This window comes from Arthrobacter sp. NPDC093128 (genome assembly GCF_040683875.1).
GTDB lineage: Bacteria > Actinomycetota > Actinomycetes > Actinomycetales > Micrococcaceae > Arthrobacter.
Genome location: NZ_JBFBEY010000033.1, coordinates 11829 through 34223 on the forward strand (window position 1 = coordinate 11829; position 22395 = coordinate 34223).

At 66.8% G+C, this 22395-nt stretch carries 18 protein-coding genes; 6 read left to right on the forward strand and 12 right to left on the reverse strand.

All coding sequences use genetic code 11. The annotated features are described in order from the left end of the window. The first annotated feature begins 11 nt into the window (after positions 1-11). A complete protein-coding gene (locus tag AB0N24_RS24920) occupies positions 12-1712 on the forward strand; it encodes a DUF4389 domain-containing protein (protein ID WP_364130504.1) in 1701 nt (566 codons plus the stop codon). A gap of 128 nt (positions 1713-1840) precedes the next feature. Then, positions 1841-2638 carry an SDR family oxidoreductase gene (locus tag AB0N24_RS24925; protein WP_364130506.1) on the forward strand — a complete coding sequence of 266 codons (798 nt, stop codon included), beginning with the start codon at positions 1841-1843 and terminating at the stop codon, positions 2636-2638. On the opposite strand, the gene AB0N24_RS24930 is transcribed toward AB0N24_RS24925, so the two are convergent. From AB0N24_RS24930 to AB0N24_RS24955, 6 genes are all read right to left on the reverse strand, one after another. Next, on the reverse strand, positions 2632-3063 hold the full coding sequence (locus AB0N24_RS24930) for a DUF1003 domain-containing protein (protein WP_364130509.1): 432 nt from the start codon (positions 3061-3063) through the stop codon (positions 2632-2634). The two genes, AB0N24_RS24925 and AB0N24_RS24930, sit on opposite strands and share 7 nt — an antisense overlap. Before the next feature lie 102 nt (positions 3064-3165). After that, positions 3166-4275 carry a sulfite oxidase gene (locus AB0N24_RS24935; protein ID WP_364130511.1) on the reverse strand — a complete coding sequence of 370 codons (1110 nt, stop codon included), beginning with the start codon at positions 4273-4275 and terminating at the stop codon, positions 3166-3168. A 123-nt stretch (positions 4276-4398) separates the two neighbouring features. Then, entirely contained in the window at positions 4399-5301 is a 903-nt protein-coding gene (locus tag AB0N24_RS24940; protein WP_364130514.1) for an SDR family oxidoreductase, read from the reverse strand. A 2-nt stretch (positions 5302-5303) separates the two neighbouring features. Further along, the gene (locus AB0N24_RS24945) at positions 5304-6308 is read right to left on the reverse strand and encodes an aldo/keto reductase family protein (RefSeq protein WP_364130518.1); all 1005 of its coding nucleotides are present in this window, start codon (positions 6306-6308) and stop codon (positions 5304-5306) included. 61 nt (positions 6309-6369) lie between these two features. Beyond that, on the reverse strand, positions 6370-7458 hold the full coding sequence (locus AB0N24_RS24950) for an aldo/keto reductase (RefSeq protein WP_364130521.1): 1089 nt from the start codon (positions 7456-7458) through the stop codon (positions 6370-6372). A gap of 169 nt (positions 7459-7627) precedes the next feature. Next, positions 7628-8272: a hypothetical protein gene (locus AB0N24_RS24955; RefSeq protein WP_364130523.1), complete on the reverse strand. Its 645-nt coding sequence runs from the start codon at positions 8270-8272 to the stop codon at positions 7628-7630. A 279-nt stretch (positions 8273-8551) separates the two neighbouring features. On the opposite strand from AB0N24_RS24955, the gene AB0N24_RS24960 reads away from it, so the two are divergent. Further along, positions 8552-8950: a YchJ family protein gene (locus tag AB0N24_RS24960; RefSeq protein ID WP_364130570.1), complete on the forward strand. Its 399-nt coding sequence runs from the start codon at positions 8552-8554 to the stop codon at positions 8948-8950. Positions 8951-8975: 25 nt separating this feature from the next. Here the strand turns inward: AB0N24_RS24960 and AB0N24_RS24965 are convergent, their stop codons facing one another. The 3 genes from AB0N24_RS24965 to AB0N24_RS24975 all read right to left on the reverse strand — a co-directional run bounded on the left by AB0N24_RS24965 (position 8976) and on the right by AB0N24_RS24975 (position 12340). After that, positions 8976-9830 carry a hypothetical protein gene (locus AB0N24_RS24965; protein ID WP_364130525.1) on the reverse strand — a complete coding sequence of 285 codons (855 nt, stop codon included), beginning with the start codon at positions 9828-9830 and terminating at the stop codon, positions 8976-8978. Between the two features lie 157 nt (positions 9831-9987). Beyond that, a complete protein-coding gene (locus tag AB0N24_RS24970; RefSeq protein WP_364130528.1) occupies positions 9988-11973 on the reverse strand; it encodes an acyl-CoA dehydrogenase family protein in 1986 nt (661 codons plus the stop codon). A 64-nt stretch (positions 11974-12037) separates the two neighbouring features. Then, positions 12038-12340: a hypothetical protein gene (locus AB0N24_RS24975; RefSeq protein WP_104176024.1), complete on the reverse strand. Its 303-nt coding sequence runs from the start codon at positions 12338-12340 to the stop codon at positions 12038-12040. 349 nt (positions 12341-12689) lie between these two features. Here AB0N24_RS24975 and AB0N24_RS24980 point away from each other — a divergent pair, with 349 nt between their 5' ends. Genes AB0N24_RS24980 through AB0N24_RS24990 form a run of 3 tightly spaced genes read left to right on the forward strand, consistent with a single transcriptional unit; the run spans position 12690 to position 18552 of the window. Continuing rightward, entirely contained in the window at positions 12690-14138 is a 1449-nt protein-coding gene (locus tag AB0N24_RS24980) for a DUF3375 family protein (RefSeq protein WP_364130530.1), read from the forward strand. A 2-nt stretch (positions 14139-14140) separates the two neighbouring features. Beyond that, positions 14141-15088, forward strand: a complete 948-nt coding sequence (locus AB0N24_RS24985) for a DUF4194 domain-containing protein (RefSeq protein WP_364130533.1) — start codon at positions 14141-14143, stop codon at positions 15086-15088. Continuing rightward, on the forward strand, positions 15085-18552 hold the full coding sequence (locus AB0N24_RS24990) for an ATP-binding protein (RefSeq protein WP_364130535.1): 3468 nt from the start codon (positions 15085-15087) through the stop codon (positions 18550-18552). Before AB0N24_RS24985 ends, AB0N24_RS24990 begins: the two co-directional genes overlap by 4 nt. A gap of 169 nt (positions 18553-18721) precedes the next feature. On the opposite strand, the gene AB0N24_RS24995 is transcribed toward AB0N24_RS24990, so the two are convergent. The 3 genes from AB0N24_RS24995 to AB0N24_RS25005 form a co-directional block, all read right to left on the reverse strand. Further along, complete coding sequence (locus AB0N24_RS24995) at positions 18722-19216, reverse strand: FBP domain-containing protein (protein ID WP_364130537.1); 495 nt, start codon at positions 19214-19216, stop codon at positions 18722-18724. 389 nt (positions 19217-19605) lie between these two features. Continuing rightward, entirely contained in the window at positions 19606-20214 is a 609-nt protein-coding gene (locus tag AB0N24_RS25000) for a TetR family transcriptional regulator (RefSeq protein ID WP_364130540.1), read from the reverse strand. Beyond that, a complete protein-coding gene (locus AB0N24_RS25005) occupies positions 20211-22163 on the reverse strand; it encodes an MFS transporter (RefSeq protein WP_364130542.1) in 1953 nt (650 codons plus the stop codon). The genes AB0N24_RS25000 and AB0N24_RS25005 overlap by 4 nt, the downstream gene beginning before the upstream one ends. Positions 22164-22395 lie beyond the last annotated feature (232 nt).

Sequence of the window (22395 nt, forward strand, 5' to 3'; positions counted from 1 at the left end):
AAGGACTGGCCATGAAACCAGGCCGGATAGTCATGCTGGTACTCGGCACCCTCGCCGCCCTGATGGGGCTTGGACTGCTGACAGGCGCCGGCGCCGTCGGATGGGTCAACTTCCAGCAGCGCGACAACGGATATTTGACCACACCCACAGAGCGCTACGACGTGGCCACGCGTGCCATCACCTCGCCTGGCCTGAATGTCCTGGTGGACGAGGAACTGCCGGACGTCCTGCCGGTGGACAGTGCGGGGCGATTGCTGTTGCGCGGCACGTCGGCGTCCGGCCAACAGATCTTCATCGGTATCGGACCCCAGGAGGACGTGGCCCGGTACCTGGACAACGTCCGGCATTCCGAAATCACCGAGTTGAATTCCTACCCGTTCCGCGTCCAGTACCGTGAGGTCCCCGGAGACGCGGTACCCGCTGCCCCGGGCGCCCAGTCATTCTGGTCCACGTCCGCCCAGGGAACCGGAACCCAGCAGATTGAATGGGACCTGCGCAGCGGCCGCTGGGCAGTGGTGGTCATGAACGCCGACGGCGCCGCCCCGGTTTCAGTGGACCTGCAGGCAGGCGTCCGGTCCGACCTGTTGCTGCCGGTCTTCATCGGGCTCCTGATCGGTGGCATCGCCCTGCTGGCCGTGGGTGTGCCACTGATTGTGGCCGGCGCCGCAGGGCTCGGCAGGCACGGCCCGCCGCCGCATTACCCGTCGGCTGCGCCCGCGGGCCCCGGGCCCGTGCCGGTGGGCCGGGACGCCCATGCCCCTTACGCCACAACGCCGGGTGCCGCAGGTCCTTACGCCACAGCCGCTGCCGCGATTCCACCCGGAGGCGGCCGTACGCCGCTGCCCACGGACCCGCAGCCTTCGGACACCTCCCGGTACCCCGTGCGGCTGAATGGCTACCTCGACCCCGGACTCTCCCGCGGCATGTGGCTGATCAAGTGGTTCCTGGCGATCCCGCACTACATCGTGCTGTTCTTCCTGTGGTTCGCCTTCTTCGTGACCACCATTGTGGCCGGCTTTGCCATCCTGTTCACGGGCCGCTATCCGCGCTCGCTGTTCAACTTCAACGTGGGCGTGCTGCGGTGGAACTGGCGGGTGGCCTTCTACGCCTACGCCGCGATCGGGACGGACCGCTACCCGCCCTTCACGCTGGCACGGACCGACTACCCGGCAGATTTCGACGTCGAGTACCCCGAGCACCTCTCCCGCGGCCTGGTGCTGGTCAAGTGGTGGCTCTTGGCCCTTCCCCAACTCCTGATCGTCGCCGCCTTCTCAGGCGCGGCGAGCACCTGGGGCAACCGGCGGACATGGGTGGACGGCAGATGGGTGGACGGCACCTGGGTTGATGGAACCTGGGTGGGCTACCAAGGCGGCGGCGGGATATCGCTGATCGGCCTGCTGGTGATTGTGGCCGGGTTCAGCCTGCTGTTTACGGGGCGATTCGGCCGGAGGCTTTTTGACCTGCTGATCGGCCTGAACCGCTGGACCCACCGCGTTATTGCCTACGTGGCGCTGATGCGGGACGAATACCCGCCCTTCCGCCTCGACATGGGGCCGACGGATCCGGCCGACGCTCCGCCGGCAGGCTATTTGCCGCCGCCGGTCCCCGCCTCGCAATCCGCCGCGCCCCCTGGCACTCAGGTGCCCCCGGCGACGGAACCGCCCCCGGTGCCCCCGCGTGCGGAGCCTCCGGGCGCACCCCGCCAACCCTAGGATCGCGCCACCGCTAGGACATGGTGGCCCCGCCGCTTCTGAGGTTGCAGCCGAAGTGGAACCCTTGCCACCTGCCGCCCACGAGAACATAGTGGAGGGATTCACCACTCCGGGGCAGGAGGCCTGCAATGCTGCTGGAAAACGGTACGGGGCCAAATGGAACAGGGCCGGCTGGCCTGCTGCGGGGCCGCACCGCCCTGGTCTACGGCGCCGGCGGCCCGATCGGCGGTGCTGTTGCCCGGGCCTTCGCGGCGGAAGGCGCCGACGTTTTCCTCGCCGGCCGCACCGAATCACGCCTGCAGAAAGTAGCCCGGGACATCCGTGAGGCGGGCGGCAGAGCGGAAACCGCCGTCGTCGACGCGCTGGACGAAAACCAGGTGAACGCCTTTGTGGATCGGACCGCAAAGAAGACAAAACGCATCGACATCTCCTTCAACCTGATCTCCTACGGGGATGTCCAGCGGCCGCTGATGGAAATCTCCGCCGAGGACTTCAGCCAGCCCGTCAGCGTCGCAACCCGGACCCACTTCCTCACCACCCGCGCCGCGGCACGGCACATGATCAGGCAGCGTTCCGGCGTCGTCCTGATGTTCGGTGGTTCCGGCCCGCAGACCTTGGCCGGGCTTGGCGGGTTCAAGATCGCACTGGACGCCATGGAAGGGCAGCGCCGGCAGTGGGCGCTGGAGCTCGGCAAGAACGGCATCCGGGTGGTCACCCTCGTGACGGGCGGGATCGTGGAGACCATTCCCTGGCAGGCCGAGGGGCGTGAAGAGATCGTAGAGGAAATCACGCGGACGGCGCACCTGAACCGGACGGCCACGCTCGCCGACGTGGGCAACGCGGCCGTATTCATCGCCTCGGACCGGGCTGGCGCCATCACCGACGCGACCGTGAATATTTCCTGCGGCGCGATCGTGGACTACTGAGGCGCCGCCTCGCCGTCACGTTCGGCCAGGAGCTGCCGCAGCTCCCGGAGGATCTCCAACTGTTGGTTGTTGATGGCGGTGAGTTTCTGGATTTCGGCCTCCGCCTGTACATCCGTGTCGTAGTCATGCTGGGCCATGGCGGCTGCGATGGCATCCTGCCGCTTGGCGGCGATGAGCAGGATGGCGCCCTGTAGGCCAGCCAGCATGGACAAGAACAGGTTCAGCAGGATGTAGGGATAGGGATCCCAGGCATTGCTGGCAAGAACCACTGAGTTGACCAGCGCCCACACCATCATGGACGCAATGAAGATTCCCACGAACGGCCAGCTGCCCATGCCGTTGCGCAGGACGTCAGCTGCCCGTTGCCCCCTACTCAGTCCGGCCTTGTGCTCCGCATGCCAGGTGTTCCTTTGCTGCTCGCTCATGTGCCCAGCGTAGGCGGTGGAGCAGGGCCTTCTACGCCACCAGGTTGCCCGCCCGCCAGTGATTCCTGACCCAGCCAACGCGAAGACGAAGCATCGCGGCAACTAGTCGACGTTCACCTTCACGCGCTGCACCACGTTGTTGCCCATGCCCTGGTAGTTCCAGGCCTGCTCCAGCGGCTGCATTGATCCGGTGGAATCGGTGGCCCGGCAGGCGAGTTCATGCTCGCCCCGGTCCGCCACCCACGGCAACGTCCAGTCGCACCACGCAAACGGACCGGCGGAATGCCCGAGATGCGCCGGCACCCACTTCCCGTCGATCGCCACCTCGACGCCGACCACGGAACCTTCGCCGGACCAGGCCCTGCCCTTGAGCATCACCGGACCGGCGGACAGGAACCTGCTGCGGGTGAAGAAGTCCGGGATTCCCGGCGGAACCATGAGCGAACGGACCTTGATGCGCGTGACCGGCGTACCGGCGTCGTCCGCGTCCTTCTGGTAGCGATAGGCTACCGACTGCTGGAAGCCGTCATAGGCGTGGGTCACCACCTGGATGGATTCCAGCCATTTCACGCTGGCCATACCGTACCAGCCGGGCACCACCAGCCGCAGCGGGAAGCCGTGCTGCGGGGGCAGCTCGCGGCCGTTCATCTCGTACGCGAGCACGACGTCGGGACGCATCGCCTCCTTGATCGGCAGGCTGCGCCCGTACTTTTGCCGGACGCCGCCCTGGATGCCGTCGTCGGCGCCCGTGAACACCACTTCGACCGCGTCTTCATCTACCCCCGCCTGGGCCAGCACGTAGGCCAGCGGAACACCGGTCCACACCGCGGTGCCCACGCCTTCGAGCCGCCACGGCTGGCTTAGCGGCCGCGGACGGAGGAGCGACCGGCCGTTGCCGGCGCATTCAAGGGTGACGGGAATGCTAATAGCGGGGTCCCGGCGGAGCGCCCGGAGGTTGATTTCGATGGCCCGTTGCACGGCGCCGCCGATCCGCAAATGCCAGGCATTGGAGTCAATAAACGGGATGTCGAAATGCGTCAGGACATAGTGCAGCCCCGGCGGCGTGATGTCCTCCCGCAGGGCCTCCAGCGGCATTGAATGGTTCCTGACCGCAAGCTGCAGTTCCTCTGCAGTGAGCGGGCCGTTCGTGGGTTCTCCGGTATGCGCCGTGGGCTTTTCGGTCTGGCGGCGCCGGGAAATCTGCTTCGTCATGGCACTGCGTTTCTGGGTAGGGCCGGATTCTGGATGGTGCGGATGCTGTGGCGGGCATAGCCCGTGTTCACAGGTCTACGCCGCCTCCACGGGTGCGTCAAGGCCAGTCTCCGGTCTTCGCAGCTAGAGGTGGTGGGCCTCCTTGAGGAAGTCCGCCAGCCCCAGCGGCTCCCTCCCCGTGAGGGCATGAACGTCCGACGTCGGGCCCGCAAGCTCGCCGTTGGCGATGGCCGTGTAGGTACTGACCCACGCGTCCACTTGCCAGCCCGGTGCGCCGTACGGGGCCCGCGACGCGTACGCTTCCTCCACGGTTTCATTTCTGTAGCTGATGCTGCGGCCGGTGCCTTCCGTGAGCAGTTCCGCGGCCCGCTGCAGGGAGATATCCTCCGGCCCGGTCAGATCGTAGGTGCGGCCCACGTGCAGCGCCGGGTCACGCAGCACCGCCGCGGCGCACCGGGCAATGTCCGCGCGGGCCACGGCCGCCATCACACCCTCGCCTGCCGGGCCGCGGATGACGCCGTCTTCTCCCGTGAGCAGGGGCAGGAAGTCGAGGTAGAAGTTGTCCCGCAGGATCGTGTAGTCCAGCCCTGCGGCCTTGATCCGCTCCTCCGTGGCGTGGTGATCCCGGCCCAGTGTGAAAGTGCAGTCAGCGGACGCTCCGAAAAAGGAGGTATAGACGACGTGCCGCACCCCGGCCGCCGCTGCTGCGTCCACGAACGCGAAATGCGTCCGGAGCCTGTCCTCGGCTTCCGAGGCCGACACCATGAAGAGGGTTTTCACACCCTCAAGCGAGGACCTCGCCAGCGCCGGGTCCGCGTACGCGGAGACCACCGCAACGGCGCCCGGAAGGTCAGGGGCCCGGGCGGCGTCGCGCACCAGCAGCCGCTGCGGCTGCCCGACGCCGGCGAGAACCCTGGCCACGAGTGCGCCGAGCTGCCCGGTGGAGCCGGTGACGGCCAGCTCCGGCAGTGAGCCGCCTGACCCGGTGCCCGTCCCTGTGCCTGTGGTGGTTCCCGTGTCCGCCACGGCTAGGCCTCGCGGGACGCGGGCGACTTGGTCTGGGCCGGGTCGCGTTCGGCCAGAGACCCGATGACGTCGTCGATCTTGTCCATGATGGCCTCGTCCAGCTTCACGCCGGCGGCCGCCACGTTGCCGGCAATCTGCTCGGGACGGGACGCGCCCATGATGGCCGAGGCGACGTTCTTGTTCTGCAGCACCCATGCGATGCTCAGCTGGGCCATGGTGAGTCCGGCTTCCGCCGCGATCGGCTTGAGCTGCTGGACGCCGCTGAGCACTTCGTCGGACATCCAACGTTCGATCATCCTGGCGCCGCCCTTGGAGTCCGTGGCGCGGCTTCCCTCCGGCGCCGGCTTGCCCGGCCGGTACTTACCGCTCAGCACTCCCTGGGCGATGGGGGACCACACGATCTGGGACAGGCCCAGTTCTTCGCACGACGGGATGACCTCGGCTTCGATGACCCGCCAAAGCATGGAGTACTGCGGCTGGTTGGAGATCAGTTGGAATCCCAGGTCCTTGGCGAGGGCATGGCCGTCCCTGATCTGGTCGGCTGTCCATTCACTGACGCCGATGTACAGCGCTTTTCCTTGCCGGACGATGTCCGCGAACGCCTGCATGGTCTCTTCCAGCGGCGTCTCATAGTCATAGCGGTGCGCCTGGTACAGGTCCACGTAATCGGTTTGGAGGCGCGTCAGGGAACCGTTGATGGATTCCATGATGTGCTTGCGGGACAGCCCCACATCGTTGTGGCCCTTGGGCCCGGTGGGCCCGAACACCTTGGTGAAGATCTCCAGGGATTGGCGCCGCTCGTCCTTCAACGCTTCGCCCAGCACCGTCTCAGCTGCCGTGTTGGCGTAGACATCGGCGGTGTCGAACGTGCTGATGCCGGCGTCCAGCGCCGCCCGCACGCATTGGGTGGCTACATCGTTCTCCACCTGGGAGCCGTGCGTGAGCCAGTTGCCGAAGGTGATTTCGGAGATCTTGAAGCCGCTGTTGCCGAGGTATCTGAATTCCATGGGTTTCACCGTAGCCCAATTGGTTGCTCAGGGTAAGGGTTTTCCGGCGGCTGCCTTCGGCTTACCGCCGGCGCAGTTCGGCGTATTCGAGGGAGGGGACCACGGCGCCGGCGTCCCGCTCCACGAAGTTCGTTCCGGGCGGCACCAGCTCGTCAATGGCATCCAGCACGGTTTCGTCCAGCACCGTGTCCGCGGCCCTCAGGTAGGCCTGCAGATGTTCCTCGCTCCGGGGCCCCACAATCACGCTGCTGACAGCCGGGTGGTTCAGCGCGAAACCGACCGACAGGTCCACGAGCGGCAGTTCCAGCTTGTCCGCCAGCCGGGCCAGGGAATCCGCCGCCAGCAGCTTGCGCTCGCTCGCCGGGCCGGAGATGTCGTACCTCCCCGGAAGGGAGTGAACCCGCGTGGGCGGTTTGCCGGCGTCCAGCACAAAGCTACCGGACAGCCAGCCGCCGGCCAGTGGACCGTAGGCCAGCACACCCAGGCCGTACTGCTGGGCGATCGGCAGGACATCGCGTTCATTGGCGCGGACCAGCATCGAATACGGAACCTGGTTCGCCACGGGCGGGATGAGATGGTTCGTGGTGGCCAGCCACTGGGCCTCCACCAGCTGCGCCGGAGTGAACACGGACGTTCCGTAGTAGAGGATCTTGCCTTGGCGGATGAGGTCGTTCAGGGCCGTGATGGTCTCCAGGACGTCCGTGTTGTAGTCCGGACGGTGCGCCTGGTAGAGGTCGATCCGGTCCGTCTGCAGCCGGCGGAGGCTACCCTCCACTGCCTGCATGATCCACCGCCTCGAGTTGCCGGAGTGCGCCGGGTTGGCGCTCATTTGGCCGTGGAATTTGGTGGCGATGAACACGTCGTCGCGGCGGCCCCTCAGGGCGCGGCCCACTACCTGTTCGCTCTGTCCCTGTGAATAGACGTCCGCCGTGTCCACTGCGGTGATGCCGGCGTCCAGTGCCGCGTTGATGATGCGGATGCTTTCCTCCGCACCAGTGGGCGCATAGCCCTGGCCGGCGCCGTGCGCTGCGGCAGCGTTTGCTGCGGACGGGCCGGCCGGCGCGCCTTCGCCGAAGTTCATGGTGCCCAAAGTGAGCGGGCTGATCAGCGTTCCGCTGCGCCCGAACACCCGTAGCTGGTTGAGGCTCATCCCGGTTTTCCTCACGTTTGACTCCCACGCTGATTGCTGTGGATCGTCACGAGGCTACACAAAATCAGCCGTGCGCAGGCCGTTCTCGAAGCACTTCTTAGCTTTCCGTAGTCCGGGGTAACGCAGGAGCTGGCAATGACGATTTGTGAACCGGTTTTTTGGCGGTCAATCAGCCGGCGCGGCGCTGCTCCACCGGCAATGTGCCCCTCAAGGCGGCAGGGTGGCCGGCCAGCGAGACTAGGGACCCGGTATCCAGCATGGCCAACGGACCAGGTCCGGGAGGCTTCTCAAAGGAACGCGGGATGGCCCTGACGGTGGCGTGCTGGTCCGTGGCGGACTCCACGAGGGGAGCCACGGCCCTGACGTCCTCGACCGGGGCGTCCGGGCTGGGTAGATCGCGGACTGTGACTTTCACTTCGGGCGCCGCTGCAGCCCTGGCCCTGGCGGCCTCCCGCGCATCGGCCCGGGCAACGGCTGCCGCCCAGTCTTCGGACAGTGCAGGCGCTTCCCGGCGCGCGGCGCGTTTCTGCGCCGCTTCTTCCCTCGCGGTGCGCAGCTTGGCCCGGAGGGAGGAGGGCGCCCGGGCCGTCTTCAGGTTGAACGTCCGGCGTGGGGCGCGGGCAGGGGTGTCCGTTCCGGATGTCTTGCCGGGGCGGCGGAAAAAGGCCATAACCGCGACGCCGACCAGCCGGCCAAGGCCGGCAATCAGAAGGGTGGCCACAAATACCAGGAAGAGACCGATGAACATGACGAACGCCACACCCAGCGTGCCGAAAAATGTCAGGTTTAGGGCAATGGTGTTGGGATCTTCCATTTACCTCTCCTCAGGGCCTGCTGCGCCCGTGTGCCGGCAGTAATCCGCCGGCAATAGGCACCCCTTAACAATACGGACTTTTGCGGTGCAACACGCCCGCATTACAGGTCCGCGGCCGGGTTGTGTCGAACCTGTTATCCGATATGACACGGCCGTTTCCGTCCGGCCTGCGCATATAGTCGGTAGCAGCCAAATCGGCTCCCTCCGACAGCCCCGAAAGGACGCTCCGTGCCCCAGCAGACCGAGCCCGAAATCCCGCGCCCGGGAGGCCGCGAAGATATCAGGGACAGCAGTTCCCCGGCGTTCAGCGGGAACTGTCCGTGCCTGTCCGGTGAGCAGTATGCCGACTGCTGCGGCCGGTTCCACCGCGGTGACGAGGCCCCGACGGCGGAACAGCTGATGCGCTCCCGGTACAGCGCCTTTGTGGTGCGGGATGTCGATTACCTGCTCCGCACCTGGCACCCGGACACCCGGCCCGCGGAGCTCGAGCTGGACCCGGCCATGGAGTGGCGTCGGCTGGACATTGTGTCCACCAGCCGCGGCGGTCCCTTGGACTCGGAAGGGACGGTGGAGTTCAAAGCCCATTTCCGGCACGACGGCGAGCGGGGAGTCCACCACGAAAAGAGCCGGTTCCTGCGCGTGGACCGGCGCTGGTACTACCTCGACGAGGCCTCCTAGCGTTGCGCCGTGGCACCCCCCGGCTTTAGCGTTCCGAGTCAGCTTCCACCGGGGTGAATCCGGCACGGTCCACCTTGCGGTGGAAGCGCATACCGGCCATGCCGCCCACCACTGCGCCGACCAGGGCGACCGCGGCCACCACGACGGCGGCAATGATGCCTGTGGTGGTCAGCTGCCCTTCATTAACGGGAATGCGCGGGAAGCTGTTCAGGTTGGCCAGGATGTTGAAGCGTTCTCCGGCGATCATGGCCAGCAGGGCAATGATCACTGCGAAGATCGCGGCCCAGACCCACACCATGAATCCCTGCTTCGCGCCGCTGAATCGTGCCATGCGGCCGGCAACGTAACCGCCGCAGTAGTATGCCACGAAGAGGATGACCAGCAGCACGATGACTCCAGTCAGGCCCACGGTCTGGTCGGAGGAGGCCTGATTGACGGCATCGTTCACGTCGGTGTTGGTGGCAAGCCCAACGGCCGTTCCGGCCGCAGCGACCAGTGCGGTTAACAACACGGCCGTGCCCGTAGCAGCCAGCCAGCCAAAGAAGGCGGAGCCGATCTTGATGCCGCCGAACTGCTCCTTCTCGCGGGCCACTACGGTCTCGCGGGTCGCGGCATTCGGGTCCGCAAGCGCAGCGGACTCGGCGGTGGGCGTCACCGCGTAGGCGCGGGTGTCGTCGTCGCGCTCTGTTGCAGGGACGTAGTTCCGGCTGGCCCGCGGTGCGTCAGCAGGGCTGCGCCGGCCCTCCAGCCTGTCTTCGACATTCCTGTTTTCAACGTTCCCGGTGCCGACCTCACGGCCGGCGCCGTCCACGCGGTTGGCGTCCTCGCCACGCGCGGCGCGGCGCGACTGTCTGTCTTCGGGCCCTACTGTGCTGCTCATCAGGCGTTCTCGCTTTCATCGATTGAACCGGACCCAGCGGTTGGGCCGGCCACCGCTATGCGGAGACCTGCATGATGGTCTCTTCTCCACCTAACCACGGCGCAACGGCGGTAGCAATGATGCTTAGCATCGGAGGCGGGGCCAAAATCGCCGTGATTCAGCGGTATTTGCGGTGCAGGTTCTCCTTCACGGTGGCCCGGGGAGCCGCGTCGGCGATCCATGGTCCGGTTCCTTCGGACTGGTCCAGCACCCCCGCCTCCAGCCACGTGTAGTCCCCGGCGAGGACCTTTTCCGTGAGTCCGCGGTCGGCGTCGTCCGTATTCCGCCACAGCTGGTCGAAGTACTCGTCAACGCGGACCCGCGCCTGCTCGCAGTAGGCCTCGGCGAGTTCGTAGGCGGTGGCGGCCCGCTCGGGGTTCGTGTGGAGCATTCCTTCGGCCCGCGAGCAGCAGGCCGCCATGGCGAACAGCTCGGCGCCGATATCCACGATCCGTCCCAGGAATGCCTGCTTGTGCTCCAGTCCGGCCTGCCACCGGCCCATCCCGTAGAACGTCTGCCGGGCCAGCCGCCGCGAGGACCGCTCCACAAACCGCAGCTGCTTGGCGAGCCTGCCGAACTCCGAGTAGGACCGCGGGTCCATTCCTGCGCCCGCCACAAGCTTGGGCAGCCATTTCGCGTAGAAACCTGAAGCGCCGACGGCGGCCCTGGCCTTATCGGACAGGCTGGCATCCGCGGAGGCGAGGTCCCCGGCGGCAGCAAGGTGCGCATCCACGGCCTCGCGGGCAATCAGCAGCCTCATGATTTCCGAGGAGCCCTCGAAGATCCGGTTGATCCGGAGGTCGCGGAGCTGCTGTTCGGCCGGTACGGCCCTCTCACCACGGGCCTCCAGCGAATCGGCCGTCTCGAAACCGCGCCCACCCCGGATCTGCACCAGTTCGTCCGCGATCCGGCAGCTGATCTCCGTGCACCAGAGTTTGGCCAACGCGGCCTCGATCCGGACGTCCTTCTGGCCGGCGTCGGCCATTTCGGCGGACAGCTCGAACACGGCGTCCAGTGCGAAGGCGCTTGCAGCGATGAATGCGATTTTCTTGCCCACGGCCTCATGCTTCCCCACGGGCCGCCCCCACTGCGTGCGTGCGTTTGACCATTCGCGGGCGATCTTCAGGCTCCATCGGCCGGATGCCACACAGAGGGCGGGGATGGACAGCCGTCCCGTGTTGAGGGTGGTGAGCGCGATCTTCAGGCCCTGGCCTTCGCGGCCGAGCCGGTTGGCCGCCGGAACCCGCACCTGGTGGAAGCGGGTCACGCCGTTCTCAATGCCGCGCAGCCCCATAAAGGCGTTGCGGTTCTCCACCGTGATGCCGGGGGAGTCCATTTCCACCACGAACGCGCTGATGCCGCCCTTGTGGACGGTTCCGTCGGAATCCGTGTGGCCCGGAACCAGGGCCATCACCACCACCAGTTCGGCGATCACGCCGTTGGTGGTCCAGAGTTTCACGCCGTCCAGGATGTAGGCGTCGCCGTCGTCCGTGGGAACGGCCGTGCTGCCCATCCGGGCGGGGTCGCTGCCGACGTCGGGCTCAGTCAGCAGGAACGCCGTGATGGCGCCGGCGGCGCAGCGGGGCAGGTACTCCCGCTTCTGTTCCGGGGTGCCGAACACCTTCACCGGCTCCGGGACGCCGATGGACTGGTGGGCGGACAGCAGCGCCCCGAGGCTCGGGTGCACCGAACCCAGAAGGGCCAGCGCCCGGCCGTAGTAGACGAGGGAAAGGCCCAGGCCGCCGTATTCGCGGGGGATCTTCATGCCGAAGACGCCCAGGTCGGCCAGTCCGGCGAGGTATTCGTCCGGGATTACCGCGTTCCGCTCGATCAGGCGGCCGGACATGGTCCGGCAGTAGGCAGTGAGCCGGGCCATGAACTCCTCGCCGCGTTCCACATCATCGGTTCTGGCTTCGGGCCAGGGGTGGATCAGCGACAGGTCGAAGTTCCCCAGATACAAACCCTTGGCGAAGCTGGGCCTGTCCCAGGCGGTTTCCCGGGCGGCCTCGGTGATGGCCCGGGCATCGGCCTCGGTGGCGCCGGGACCGATCTTTTCCGGGGCTACGGGAACATCGGCGGCGGGACTGTCAGTGGCAGAGCTCACGGGGCATCTCCTCTAACCGGGGTGGCCGGCTCGAGCCCTGGGTCCGCCTCGGGTGGGGAACCCTTCAGCTGTCCCTCAATGCTACCCGCGGGTAAGTTCCCGTGCTAGGGGCTGGCTGCCCCTGAAAGTCGCCGGGAAGTTCCACGGTGGAGGCGTGGTGCACCAGGCGGTCCCATAGATGGTTGATGCCGTGGACCAGTCCCAGCAGGGTGCCGGCAATGACGAACCACGCAAAGCGGCCAACCCCCACCATCACCATTGCCACGAACGCGGCCGACATCATGAAACCCACGATCAGCAGGCCAAACACGAGCGTTCCGATGAACACGAAAGTGCCTGTCTCTACTGCGCTGAGATCGAACTGCATGGTTTCCCCCTGCGTCATTGCCTGGTTGGATCAAGTAGCACGAGCGTAGGGTGCGGCGCGTCCGTCAACCAGAGTCCGACGCCGTGGCGGGGGCCGTTGATACGGGATCGCAATGCTACCGGTCCGTAGGTCACGGCGCGGTCACTGAAACCCCACCAGTAACACCCGTAACAGGGCTTCGACGGCGGAGCGCCGCCGCGGGGAGGGCATGGGCGCCCACCGCAACGGGTGCCGATGGCCGGGCCGGGCCAACCGGAGCAGCTCCACGGGCTACTGCGTTAACCTTGTAGTTGGCAGTTTTCGGGTTTTCCGCTGCCCAACGAGTTCCGAGGCAGCTGAAGGAGAGTGTGTGTCCCGATCCGCCCCGTCCTCCGCGGACGCGATCAGTGCCCGGCTCCGGGACCTCGAACTCCTCACCAAAGGGCCGGCCTGGGCCCTCACCCGGTCCGCGCCGTGGGTTATCGCCGTCCTGCAGGCATCCTTTACCCGCGCCCGTCCGCAGCTCCCGCTGGAAGAATTCCACGCCGACGTCGACGCCTTCCTTGAGCAGCTCCGCCGGCAGGACCCGGGACTGGGTGGCGCCGCCAACGGAAAGTCCTTCGGTGACGAATGGACCCGTAAGAGTTTCCTGACCCGCCGCAACCAGTCGGGGCAAATCGTCTACGAAGTCACCGAGCCTGCGGCCCGCGTCCTTGCCTTCCTCGACAGCCTCTCCAGCGAACGCTCCACCCTGAACGGATCCCGGCTGGGGACGCTGCTGGGCGATGTCGAAAAGCTCGCCAATGAGACCAACCCGGACCAGACCGCGCGGCTGGAGTCCCTCGAGGATGAGATCGAGGAGCGGCAGCAGCTCATCGAGGACATCAGTTCCGGCGACTTCGACGGGCTCCTGGACGACGACGAGGCCGTGGAGGCCGCCGGAAACATCCTGGACCTCGCGGCCAGCCTCCCGGCGGACTACAAGAAGATGCGTGACCGGATCGAGGAACTGGTGGGCGAACTCCGCAACCAGATCATCGAGGAGTCCCTCAGCAAGGGCGCCACCATGGCGCAGGTGCTGGAGGCGGACAAACGGCTCCGGCAAAGCCCCGAGGGCAGGACGTTCCGTTCATTCACGGCGTTCCTGGAGGACCCCCAGCAGCAGCTGCGGTTCCGTTCCGCGATCGCCGAGGTGCTCAGCCGCCAGTTCGCGGACGACCTCAGCCACGAGGACCGCGAAACCCTGAAGAACCTGGTGGCCGAACTCCGCACCCAGCACAGCCAGATCCAGCGGATCTACGGCAAGCTCAGCGAAAGCCTCAACACCTACGTCCAGAGTGACGATTTCCGCCAGTCCGTGCGGCTCCGCAAGGTGCTCCGCGAGGCTGAACAGGCCATCCGCTCCCTGCCCTACGAGCGGGAACGCCCGGGCCTGGTGCCGGGACCGGTGCTCTTCAATGCCGGCTTCGAGTCCTTGTCCATGGTCAAGCTCTTCGACCCCGACGAGTTCGCGGCGCCGCCCAAGCTCGCCGACCCCATTGCCTTCAGCGATTCCGACCGCGTGCGCTCGCCGCGCACGGGGAAGGCCAAGACGGCGGCAGTCCGCGCCGCGCTCGCCGGAGCCGCCACCCTGCCGGAGGCATGGGAGCAGCTTCCGCCGGAGGAACGCCACATCAACTCCATCCGCGCGCTGCTGTCCCACGCACTGCACGCCGGCGCCGGCTTCGACCGCGCCGGCTGGGACGCCATCGACTTCGAACAGATAGACGGAACCACCCGCAAGGCATTCCTGCCGGTGGTCACCCTCAAGAAGGATTGACGATGACTCAGTTTTCAAACACCACGAGTTCAGCACCAGATGCCGCCCAGGGCGTGGCATCGGGCCTGTCGGAGCCGCGCGCTGAGCTGATCGAAGATCAGCTGCGCGGCGAAGGGGCGGGGGCGGCATTTGGTGCGGAACGTCCGTTCACAGTCACCCCGCGGGATACCTTCGTGGACGGCGCCGCTCTGTTCCCGGGCGATACGGGCGTGCTGCCGATGAAGGTCCGCCAGGCTGTGGTGAAGCTGCTCAAGGGGCCGTATATCGACGGCGGCCGGGACGAGAAACTGTGGACAACACTGCTGGACAACCAGCTGATCCTCCGTAGCCGCCTGTCCGAGCTTTTCCTGACGCTCCAGCTTGACCACGAACGGAAGGTGGCCGTGCTGCGCCCGGTGGATCCGGACGCCATCGGCGGCAGCACCCGCTCCAGCATCCTCCGCCAGCAGCGTGCGCTGAGCCGGGTGGAGACCATCGTGCTGCTGCGCCTGAGGCTCCTCCTGGACCGCCACGTCACGGCTCAGACGGATCCGACGATCACAAAAGAGGAAATCGCCGAACTGGTGGCCCATTACCAGCCGTCCGGTCAGCAGGACGCGCTGCGGGACTCCGACGTCGTCAACCGCGCCATCACCAAGCTCCTGGCCCGCCAGCTCCTCATCACCACCGGCCTCGACGATGTCTACACCATCTCGAACGCCCTCCCCCTGGCCCTCCCCTTCGAAAACATCGGCGACATCCCCGCCCAGATAGAGGCACTGGTAGCAGCCACGGCAGACCCCACCGGTACGGAAGCGCTGATAGAGCTCGACGGCGACAGTTCCGCTAGCCCGGATGATGACACTGAGGACGACGCTGAGGGTGACCAGAACAGCGATGACGAAGGGGCGGGGGCGGCATCGCCGTCGTCGCTCCCCAGCCCGGACACTGACGAAGGGAACGCCAAGTGAGCATCGCAACCATGCTGCCGATGGGCGAGCTCACCAACCCGGGCCAGATGCGACTGGCGCTGGTGCAGGTGGTCAACTGGGGCACGTTCCATGGCGCCCACACCATGCACGTGGACCGCAACGGCACGCTGCTGACCGGCAACTCGGGCGTCGGCAAGTCCACGCTGTTCGACGCCATGCTGCGTGTGTTCGACGCCAGGCCGCGTTCGAACGAGGCCGCGGCCCAGCGCTCCGGCGCCGTGGAGGACAAGAGGACCACGTTCACGTACATGCGCGGCAAGGTGGGCGACAAGGCCGTGGGCGAGGGCTCGGCAAGTGCCTTCCAGCGCCCTGAAGCCATGTGGTCCGCCGTCGCGCTGACGTTCGATAATGCTGCCGGCACTAGGGTAACCATTTCGGCGCTGTTCGACCTGCCGAAGAACGGCACGGAGTCGAGCGTCGGCCGGTTCTACCTGATCGACAACAAGCCCCTTGACATGGAGGCTGTGGACGGCATTGCGGAGAAGCGCTTTACCAAGGCTTCCCTCGATGCCCTCTTCCCCGATGCGCAGGTCTTCGACGTGCACAAGGCATTCGCCGAGCGCTTCCGCCGGCTGCTGGGCATCAACTCGGACCAGGCATTGCCGCTGCTCCGCGTGATCCAGGCCGGCAAGGGGCTGGGCGGGAGCGTCAACACGTTCTTCCGCGACCAGGTGCTCGACGCGCCGGCCACACTGGCCGCGGCAGACGACGTCGTCGAGGAATTCAGCAACCTGATGTCCATCCGGCAGCGGCTGGAGGATGTGCGGCAGCAGCGCGACCAGCTGGCTCCGGTGCCCGGCCTGAACAAGGAGTATGCGCAGTCCCTGCTGGACGCGAACCGCCTGCGGGAGCTGGCCGGCGAAGAGTTCGATGCCTACAAGCAGCAGCTCGCAGTCACAGTCCACGAAAAGACCCTGGCCCGGTACAAGGACCTCGCCCAGGCAAAGGCCAAGGAGCTGGCCGCGGAGCGTGCGGTCCGGGACGGCCTGGCCAAGGATCTGCGGCAGCTGGAGGCGGACTACAACAACCAGGGCGGCAATGCGATCTCGGCGATCGAGCAGTCCCTGGACAACGCCCGGGTAGGGCTCAAACTGGGCCAACAGGTCGAGGAAGCCGCGCGCCAAGCCCTGGCCGAGGCCGGACTGGACCTCGAGTGGACGGCGGAGGGCTGGGAGCAGGCCCACACACACGCCGCCGCACGTACGGCTGAACTGCAGGGCGACTCGGAGGCGCTCAAGGAGCTGCGCTTTGAGGCGTTCGACGGCCACGCCGCGAAGAAACGTGAACTTGCGGCGGCCCAGCAGGAGCTCGTCTCGCTGAAGACGCGCAAGTCCCTGCTGCCGCCGTCGAGCATTGAAAACCGGACCGCGATCGCCGCGGCGACCGGCGTGCCCGAAGAGCAGATGCCGTTCGGCGGCGAGCTCATCGACCTCGCCGAGGGGGAGGACCAGTGGCGGCCGGCCGCCGAGCGCGCGCTGCGGAACCTGGCCACCACGCTGCTGGTTCCCGGCGAACACTTCGGCGCCGTCACCCGCTACCTCAACGGCAACTCCGTCCGCGGTGCACTCCGCGCCGTGGACGTGTCCAAGCCGCTGCCCGGAGGTGCGCTGGCCGTGGAGGACGTGGCCGACGGCGAGCTGCTGACCAAGCTGGACATCCTCACCACGGGTCCGGCCGCCGACGCCGGGCAGTGGATCCGTGAGCGGATCGCCGTCGACTTCGCGTACCCCTGCGTCGAGGACCCGGACGAACTGGCCAGGCTGGACAAGGGCCTGAGCCTGGGCGGCGTGGTCAAGCGCAACCGCCACACCGTGGAGAAGGACGACCGCTTCACCAGCAGGCAGGATTACGTCCTCGGCTTCGACAACGCCTCGAAACTGGAACTCGTGGCCGCCCAGGTGGAGGATCTGCAGCAGGAACTCGCGAAGGCCGCCGAGCTCGCGCGAAGCCGCGAAGAGTCTCACCAGGGCATGGCCCGGCAGCTGGAGGCGCTGCGCCGGATCGCCGAGGACCACCGGCCCTGGGAGCAGGTTTCCGCGGCAGTGGCAGGGGACGAACTCGGAAAGATCGAGCAGCGCCTCCAGGATGCGCTCGCCGCGCAGGCTGACCTGGAGCCGTTGCGGGCCAACATCGAAGTGGCCCGGCAGAAGCACCAAGCCAGTACGGAAGCCGCAGCCGTTCTCCAGAGCGAATACAAGGCACTGGACCGGCAGCTCACTGCCGGGGATTCGCTGCTGGAATCCGCGCGCACGCGCCTGGGCCAGGCGCCGCCGTCGGAATCCACCGTGACGGCGCTGGAACCGTACTTCGCCGCGTTCGGTGAGGTCTCCGAGATGCATGAGCTGGACAACCTGGCCAACGAGGTGCGGACCCGGCTCCTTGCCGAGCTGCACACCGCCGAGTCCCGAGGCCAGGCCACCTCGGAGCGCCTCACCCGCATTTTCGAGGGCTTTGTGCGTGAATGGGGCACGGCGATTTCCGCGGACCACGGCACGTCCATCGGCGCCGCCGGGGAGTTCGAGGCCCGCTACCACGCCATTGTCAGCGACGGCCTGCCCGCGCAGGAGGCCGAGTTCCGTCAGTTCTTCAACCAGCGCACGCACGAATCGTTCAGCACGCTGCTGCACCTGCTGGATGAGGAGCGCCGCTCAATCACGAGCCGTATCCTGCCGCTGAACGGCATCCTGTCCGAGGTCAATTTCCATGAGGGCAGCTTCCTGGAACTCGACATCAAGCAGACCCTTCCGCCCACCGCGAAGCAGTTCAAGGACGCCATCCAGAACGCGCTGAGGATACGGCACACGCGGCCCTCGCGCGCTGCGGGAGCGGCAGCCGCCGGGACGGAAACGGACGACGACGCCGAGCTCACCAACCGCTACAAGTCGCTGGAAACGCTCGTGAAGCGTTTGGGTTCGCAGACTCCGGAGGACCGGCGCTGGCGTGCCGAGGTGCTGGATGTGCGCGGGCACCTGTTCATCCAGTGCAAGGAGCACCGCGGAGTGGTTGACCCGGCCACGGGCAAGAAGCGCGGCAAGCGGACCGACGTGTTCATGCACGCGGACACAGGCTCCATGTCCGGCGGCGAGCGGCAGCGCTTCACGGCGTTCATCATGGCGGCGGCCCTCAGCTACCAGCTGGGCATCGCCGAGCAGGGCTTCACCACGTACGGCACCGTGATGATGGACGAGGCGTTTGTCCTGGCCTCGGAGGAATTCGCGGGCGCCGGCATCAAGGCGCTGCACGAATTCGGCTTCCAGCTGCTCCTGGCCGCCCCGGAGAACGTGATCGACCTGTCCCGGCACCTGGGCTCCGTCACGGAGATCCTGCGGGACAAGCGCACCAACCGCTCCGGTGTCCTGACTGCTCCCGTGATCGGGCCGCGCGTCGGTGCCGAGGGGCAGTGGAGGTCCGAGGCGAACCCCGTGGACATAGTCCTGCGCTAACCCCCGCCCGGCCTGACCGGGGACCTCAACCCGCGCCGCCCATCAGGACGCTCTCTCACTTCCTGCAGCGAAACGGCCGACGCTCTCTCACTTTTCGCTGGGTTTCCACGGACGCTGTCTCACCGGAGGTGAGCGAGCGTCCGCGGCTGAGGCGGACCTGGCTGCCCCGCTAGCGTCCCTGCACCCGGTCCAGGAACAGGCCGGTCCGGGCTGTCAGTCCGTCGATCCGGCGAAGTACGACGGCGGCAGGGTCCGGGTTGATCTCGTTGGCCGGTGGCTCCACGCGGACGTTGCCGCAGCAGAGGAAATCGGCGCAGATGAGCGTCCCCACGGTGTTGCCGTCCCTGCCGGACTGTCCGGCGCGCTTGGCAACCCACATCAGCACGTCATCTTTGGAGAACACGTCGCGGCAGAGCTCGCAGAGTACGGAACGGCTTTTCTTTGCTCCGCCTTCAGGCGCACGAAGCATGATCCCGGTCAGGCCTCCGGGCCGAGGCAGAACGAGATACCCGCGCAGCGGCATCTTGGGGTCCCGCCACCCGAGGAAGTCCAGGCTGTCCCAGTTCAGCGTGTCGAAGGTCCGGGGCAAGGTCAGCTTGGCCGCCTCGGAACGGCTCGCATTTACAAAGGATGAACGGATCTGCCGGGCAGTGATTTTTTGCATGATGGTGAGCCTTCGAAGTCGTGTGGTCCCCGTTGGGGGATGACGGTCCGTGTCAGCAGAATCCGCGCACACTAAAGAAGGCCCATTCGTGGGCATTGCTCGTCGGGTCGGCTACAGGCAGATCCGGTGCGGGAAGGCTGACGTCGCTACGGACGCAAAGCAGGCCATTGCGGCCGCCCCGCTTCCCACGGCTGCGATGACCTCAACGGCCTTCAGCATGCTCATCCCCTCGTTCCCGGCCGGTCCGATCTGAACCGCCTGTTGGCCGGGCGCCAGTGGCCCGCCTCGTCATCCTCCCAAATCCGCGACATCTCGGCAACGCCGCCACACGCAGGAAGTGAGAGAGCGTTCGGGAAAGGGCGGCAGGAAGTGAGAGAGCGTGGGGGGTGTCAGGGGCAGGCGGCCCGGCAGGCGTCGATCTGCGCCTGGACGATCACCCCGTAGTGGGCCACCAGTTCGTCGAAGTCCCAGCCTTCGAACATGCCTAGCGTGCGCACCGCCTCGCCGAACCCGGTCATGAGCGCCACCACTGTGGAGGCGTAACGCCGCTCCGGCGTCGTGTCCTGCAGGAGGCCGGCAATGCTGGAAAGGTACCGTTCCCGCGTTTCCGCACGGGCGTCGTCGGGCGTGGGGGAGTCCTGGATGATGAACGGAAGCATCGCCCACGGCTCCTTCAGCCCGCGTTCCCGGCGCATAAGCACGCGGAATACGAGGGCGCTGCCCAGTTCTGCGGCCGGCACGTCGAGGTCGGACAGCAGCGATTCGTCCGGCTTGGCCCGGGCGAACAGCTTTTCCTTGGAGCTATACAGCTTCATCACCAGCGCTGCGGAAACACCGGCGTCGGAGGCGATGTCGCGGACTGTCACGCCGCGGTAGCCTCGCTCACCGAACAGCCTGCCGGCGGAATCCAGGATGGCGTCGCGGCTGGAAACACCGTCGCGGCCGGCTCCGGCACCTCCCGAATCACCGGCGCGACCCGTAGGACTGCCCGAGCTCATGCGTCCACCAGCTGTCCGGCCGGAGCGTCCATCGCCAGGTCCGCCGTCACGGAGCGGTTGTCCACAGCGAGTTTCCGGGCCATGGCCTGGTGGGTCTCCGGATGCAGCAGGGTCACGATGTAGCGGCCGGCCAAGGGCAGCGGCAGCGCATACCGGCCCCGGGAGTCTGTGCTGGTGGTTCCCACATGTTCGCCGGAGGCCTGCAGCAGCGTCACCACGGCGTCCGGAAGGACTGCACCTCCCACGGTGGCAGTTCCGGCCAGTTCCAGGCGGTGGTCCAGGTGGAAATTCTGCTGAAGCGTGCGGCCGTCGAAATCGAAAACCTCCGCCATCGGCGCCCATCCGGCGGCGTTGGCAACCATCAGGTATTTGCCGGCGCCGGGCAGCGCCACCGAATAGTTGCCGTCGCTGTCCACCCGGCTCCAGTCCACCGGGTCGCCGCTGGTCTGCAGGACGGTGACGACGGCGGGAGTAACGGTGCGGCGGTCGGACGTCAGGACGCGGCCCTGCACCACCAGCTCGGTGGCAGCCGGCACGGGGACCACGGCCTTCGCGGCGGCCGCGGCCCGCGGAATGAACACCGCGGCCACCATGGACGCCGCGGACGCCAGGGCGGCCAGCCAAAAGACATCCTTGAACGCCTCGAAGGACGGCAGCCGGGTGGATCCCACGGTGATGGTCACGGACGTGAGGACCGCAGCGACGGCTGCACTCGACGTCGAGGTTCCGATGGACCGCACCAGGCTGTTGAGTCCGTTGGCCGAGGCTGTTTCGGTGATGGGCACGGCACCCATGATCAGGGTGGGCATGGCCGCGTAGGCGATTGCCGTGCCGATGCTGACCACCGTGGAGCCGATGATTACCGAAGTGATTGAATCCCAGAAGAAGACGCGGCCCACGTAGCCCACCACCATGACTGCCGCACCCGAGATCAGCGCTGACTTCCCGCCGAACCGCCTGATGATGCCGCCGGAAACGGGTGCGAAAACCACCATCGCCAGGCCGGAGGGAACCATGCAGAGGCCGGCCGTGATGACGCTCAGCTGGAAGCCGTAGCCGGTGGAGGCAGGCAACTGAAGCTGCTGGGTGGTGAGCAGCATGTTCGCGAACATGGCGAAGCCCACCAGCAGGGACGCCAGGTTGGTCAGGAGGACGGGGCGCCGGCCGGACGTGCGGAGGTCCACCATCGGCTGGCTGACCTTCAGTTCGTACGGCAGCCAGGCGGCCAGGAGGACGGCGGCGGCTAGGAACAGCAGCAGCACCGGCTCGGAACCCCAACCCCACGATCCGCCCTTGGAGATGGCCAGCAGCAGTGCCGCCAGGGCCGCGGACAGAATTACGGCGCCGAGGTAGTCGAACCGGCCGGGGGTGCGCACCTTGGACTCGGGGACCACCAGTACGACGGCGGCCAGCAGCAGGGTGCCGGCGGCGCCGGATACCCAGAAGATGGATTCCCAGCCGAGGCTTTCATAGAGCAGCCCGGCGAGCGGGAGGCCCAGGGCGCTGCCGATGCCCAGCGTGGCGCTCATCAGGGCGACGGCGGACCCCATTTTTTCCTTGGGAAGTTCGTCGCGCATGATGCTGATGCCTACCGGAATCAGGGCCGAGGAGAATCCCTGCAGCGCCCGCCCGACGATGAGCCAGAGGAAGCTGCCGCCGACCGCCGCCACGATGGAGCCGGCCACCATGATGGCCAGGCAGATTACCATCATCTTCCGCTTCCCGTACATGTCCGCACTCCGGGACACGATCGGGGTGGCCACGGCGCTGGAGAGCAGGGTCGCCGTCACAAGCCAGGACGCGTCGTCGGCTGTCACGCCAAGGATCTTGGGAAAATCCGGAAGGAGCGGCACCACGAGGGTCTGCATCAGCGCCACCACGGTGCCGCTCAGTGCGAGGACCGCCGTAATGGCGCCGGGGGATAGGGATCTGCTGCGGGGTTGGGACATGGGGCGGGACCTTCTGGGCATGGAGGCGGCCACAAGGGGTGAACACGCGTTTACTCTCTTAAAAGTGAACCATCGTTCACCCCGCGGCATCAACCAATTTCACCGTGTGACGCGCCACTTTTGCCCGCGAATGCCGCCCTTTTGGGAGGATTGAGACAATTACGTTACGCAAACCTTGCTTAATTCACAGAAGGATAGGCTAGCCTTACTCGGGTTCGCATCCCTTACTTAA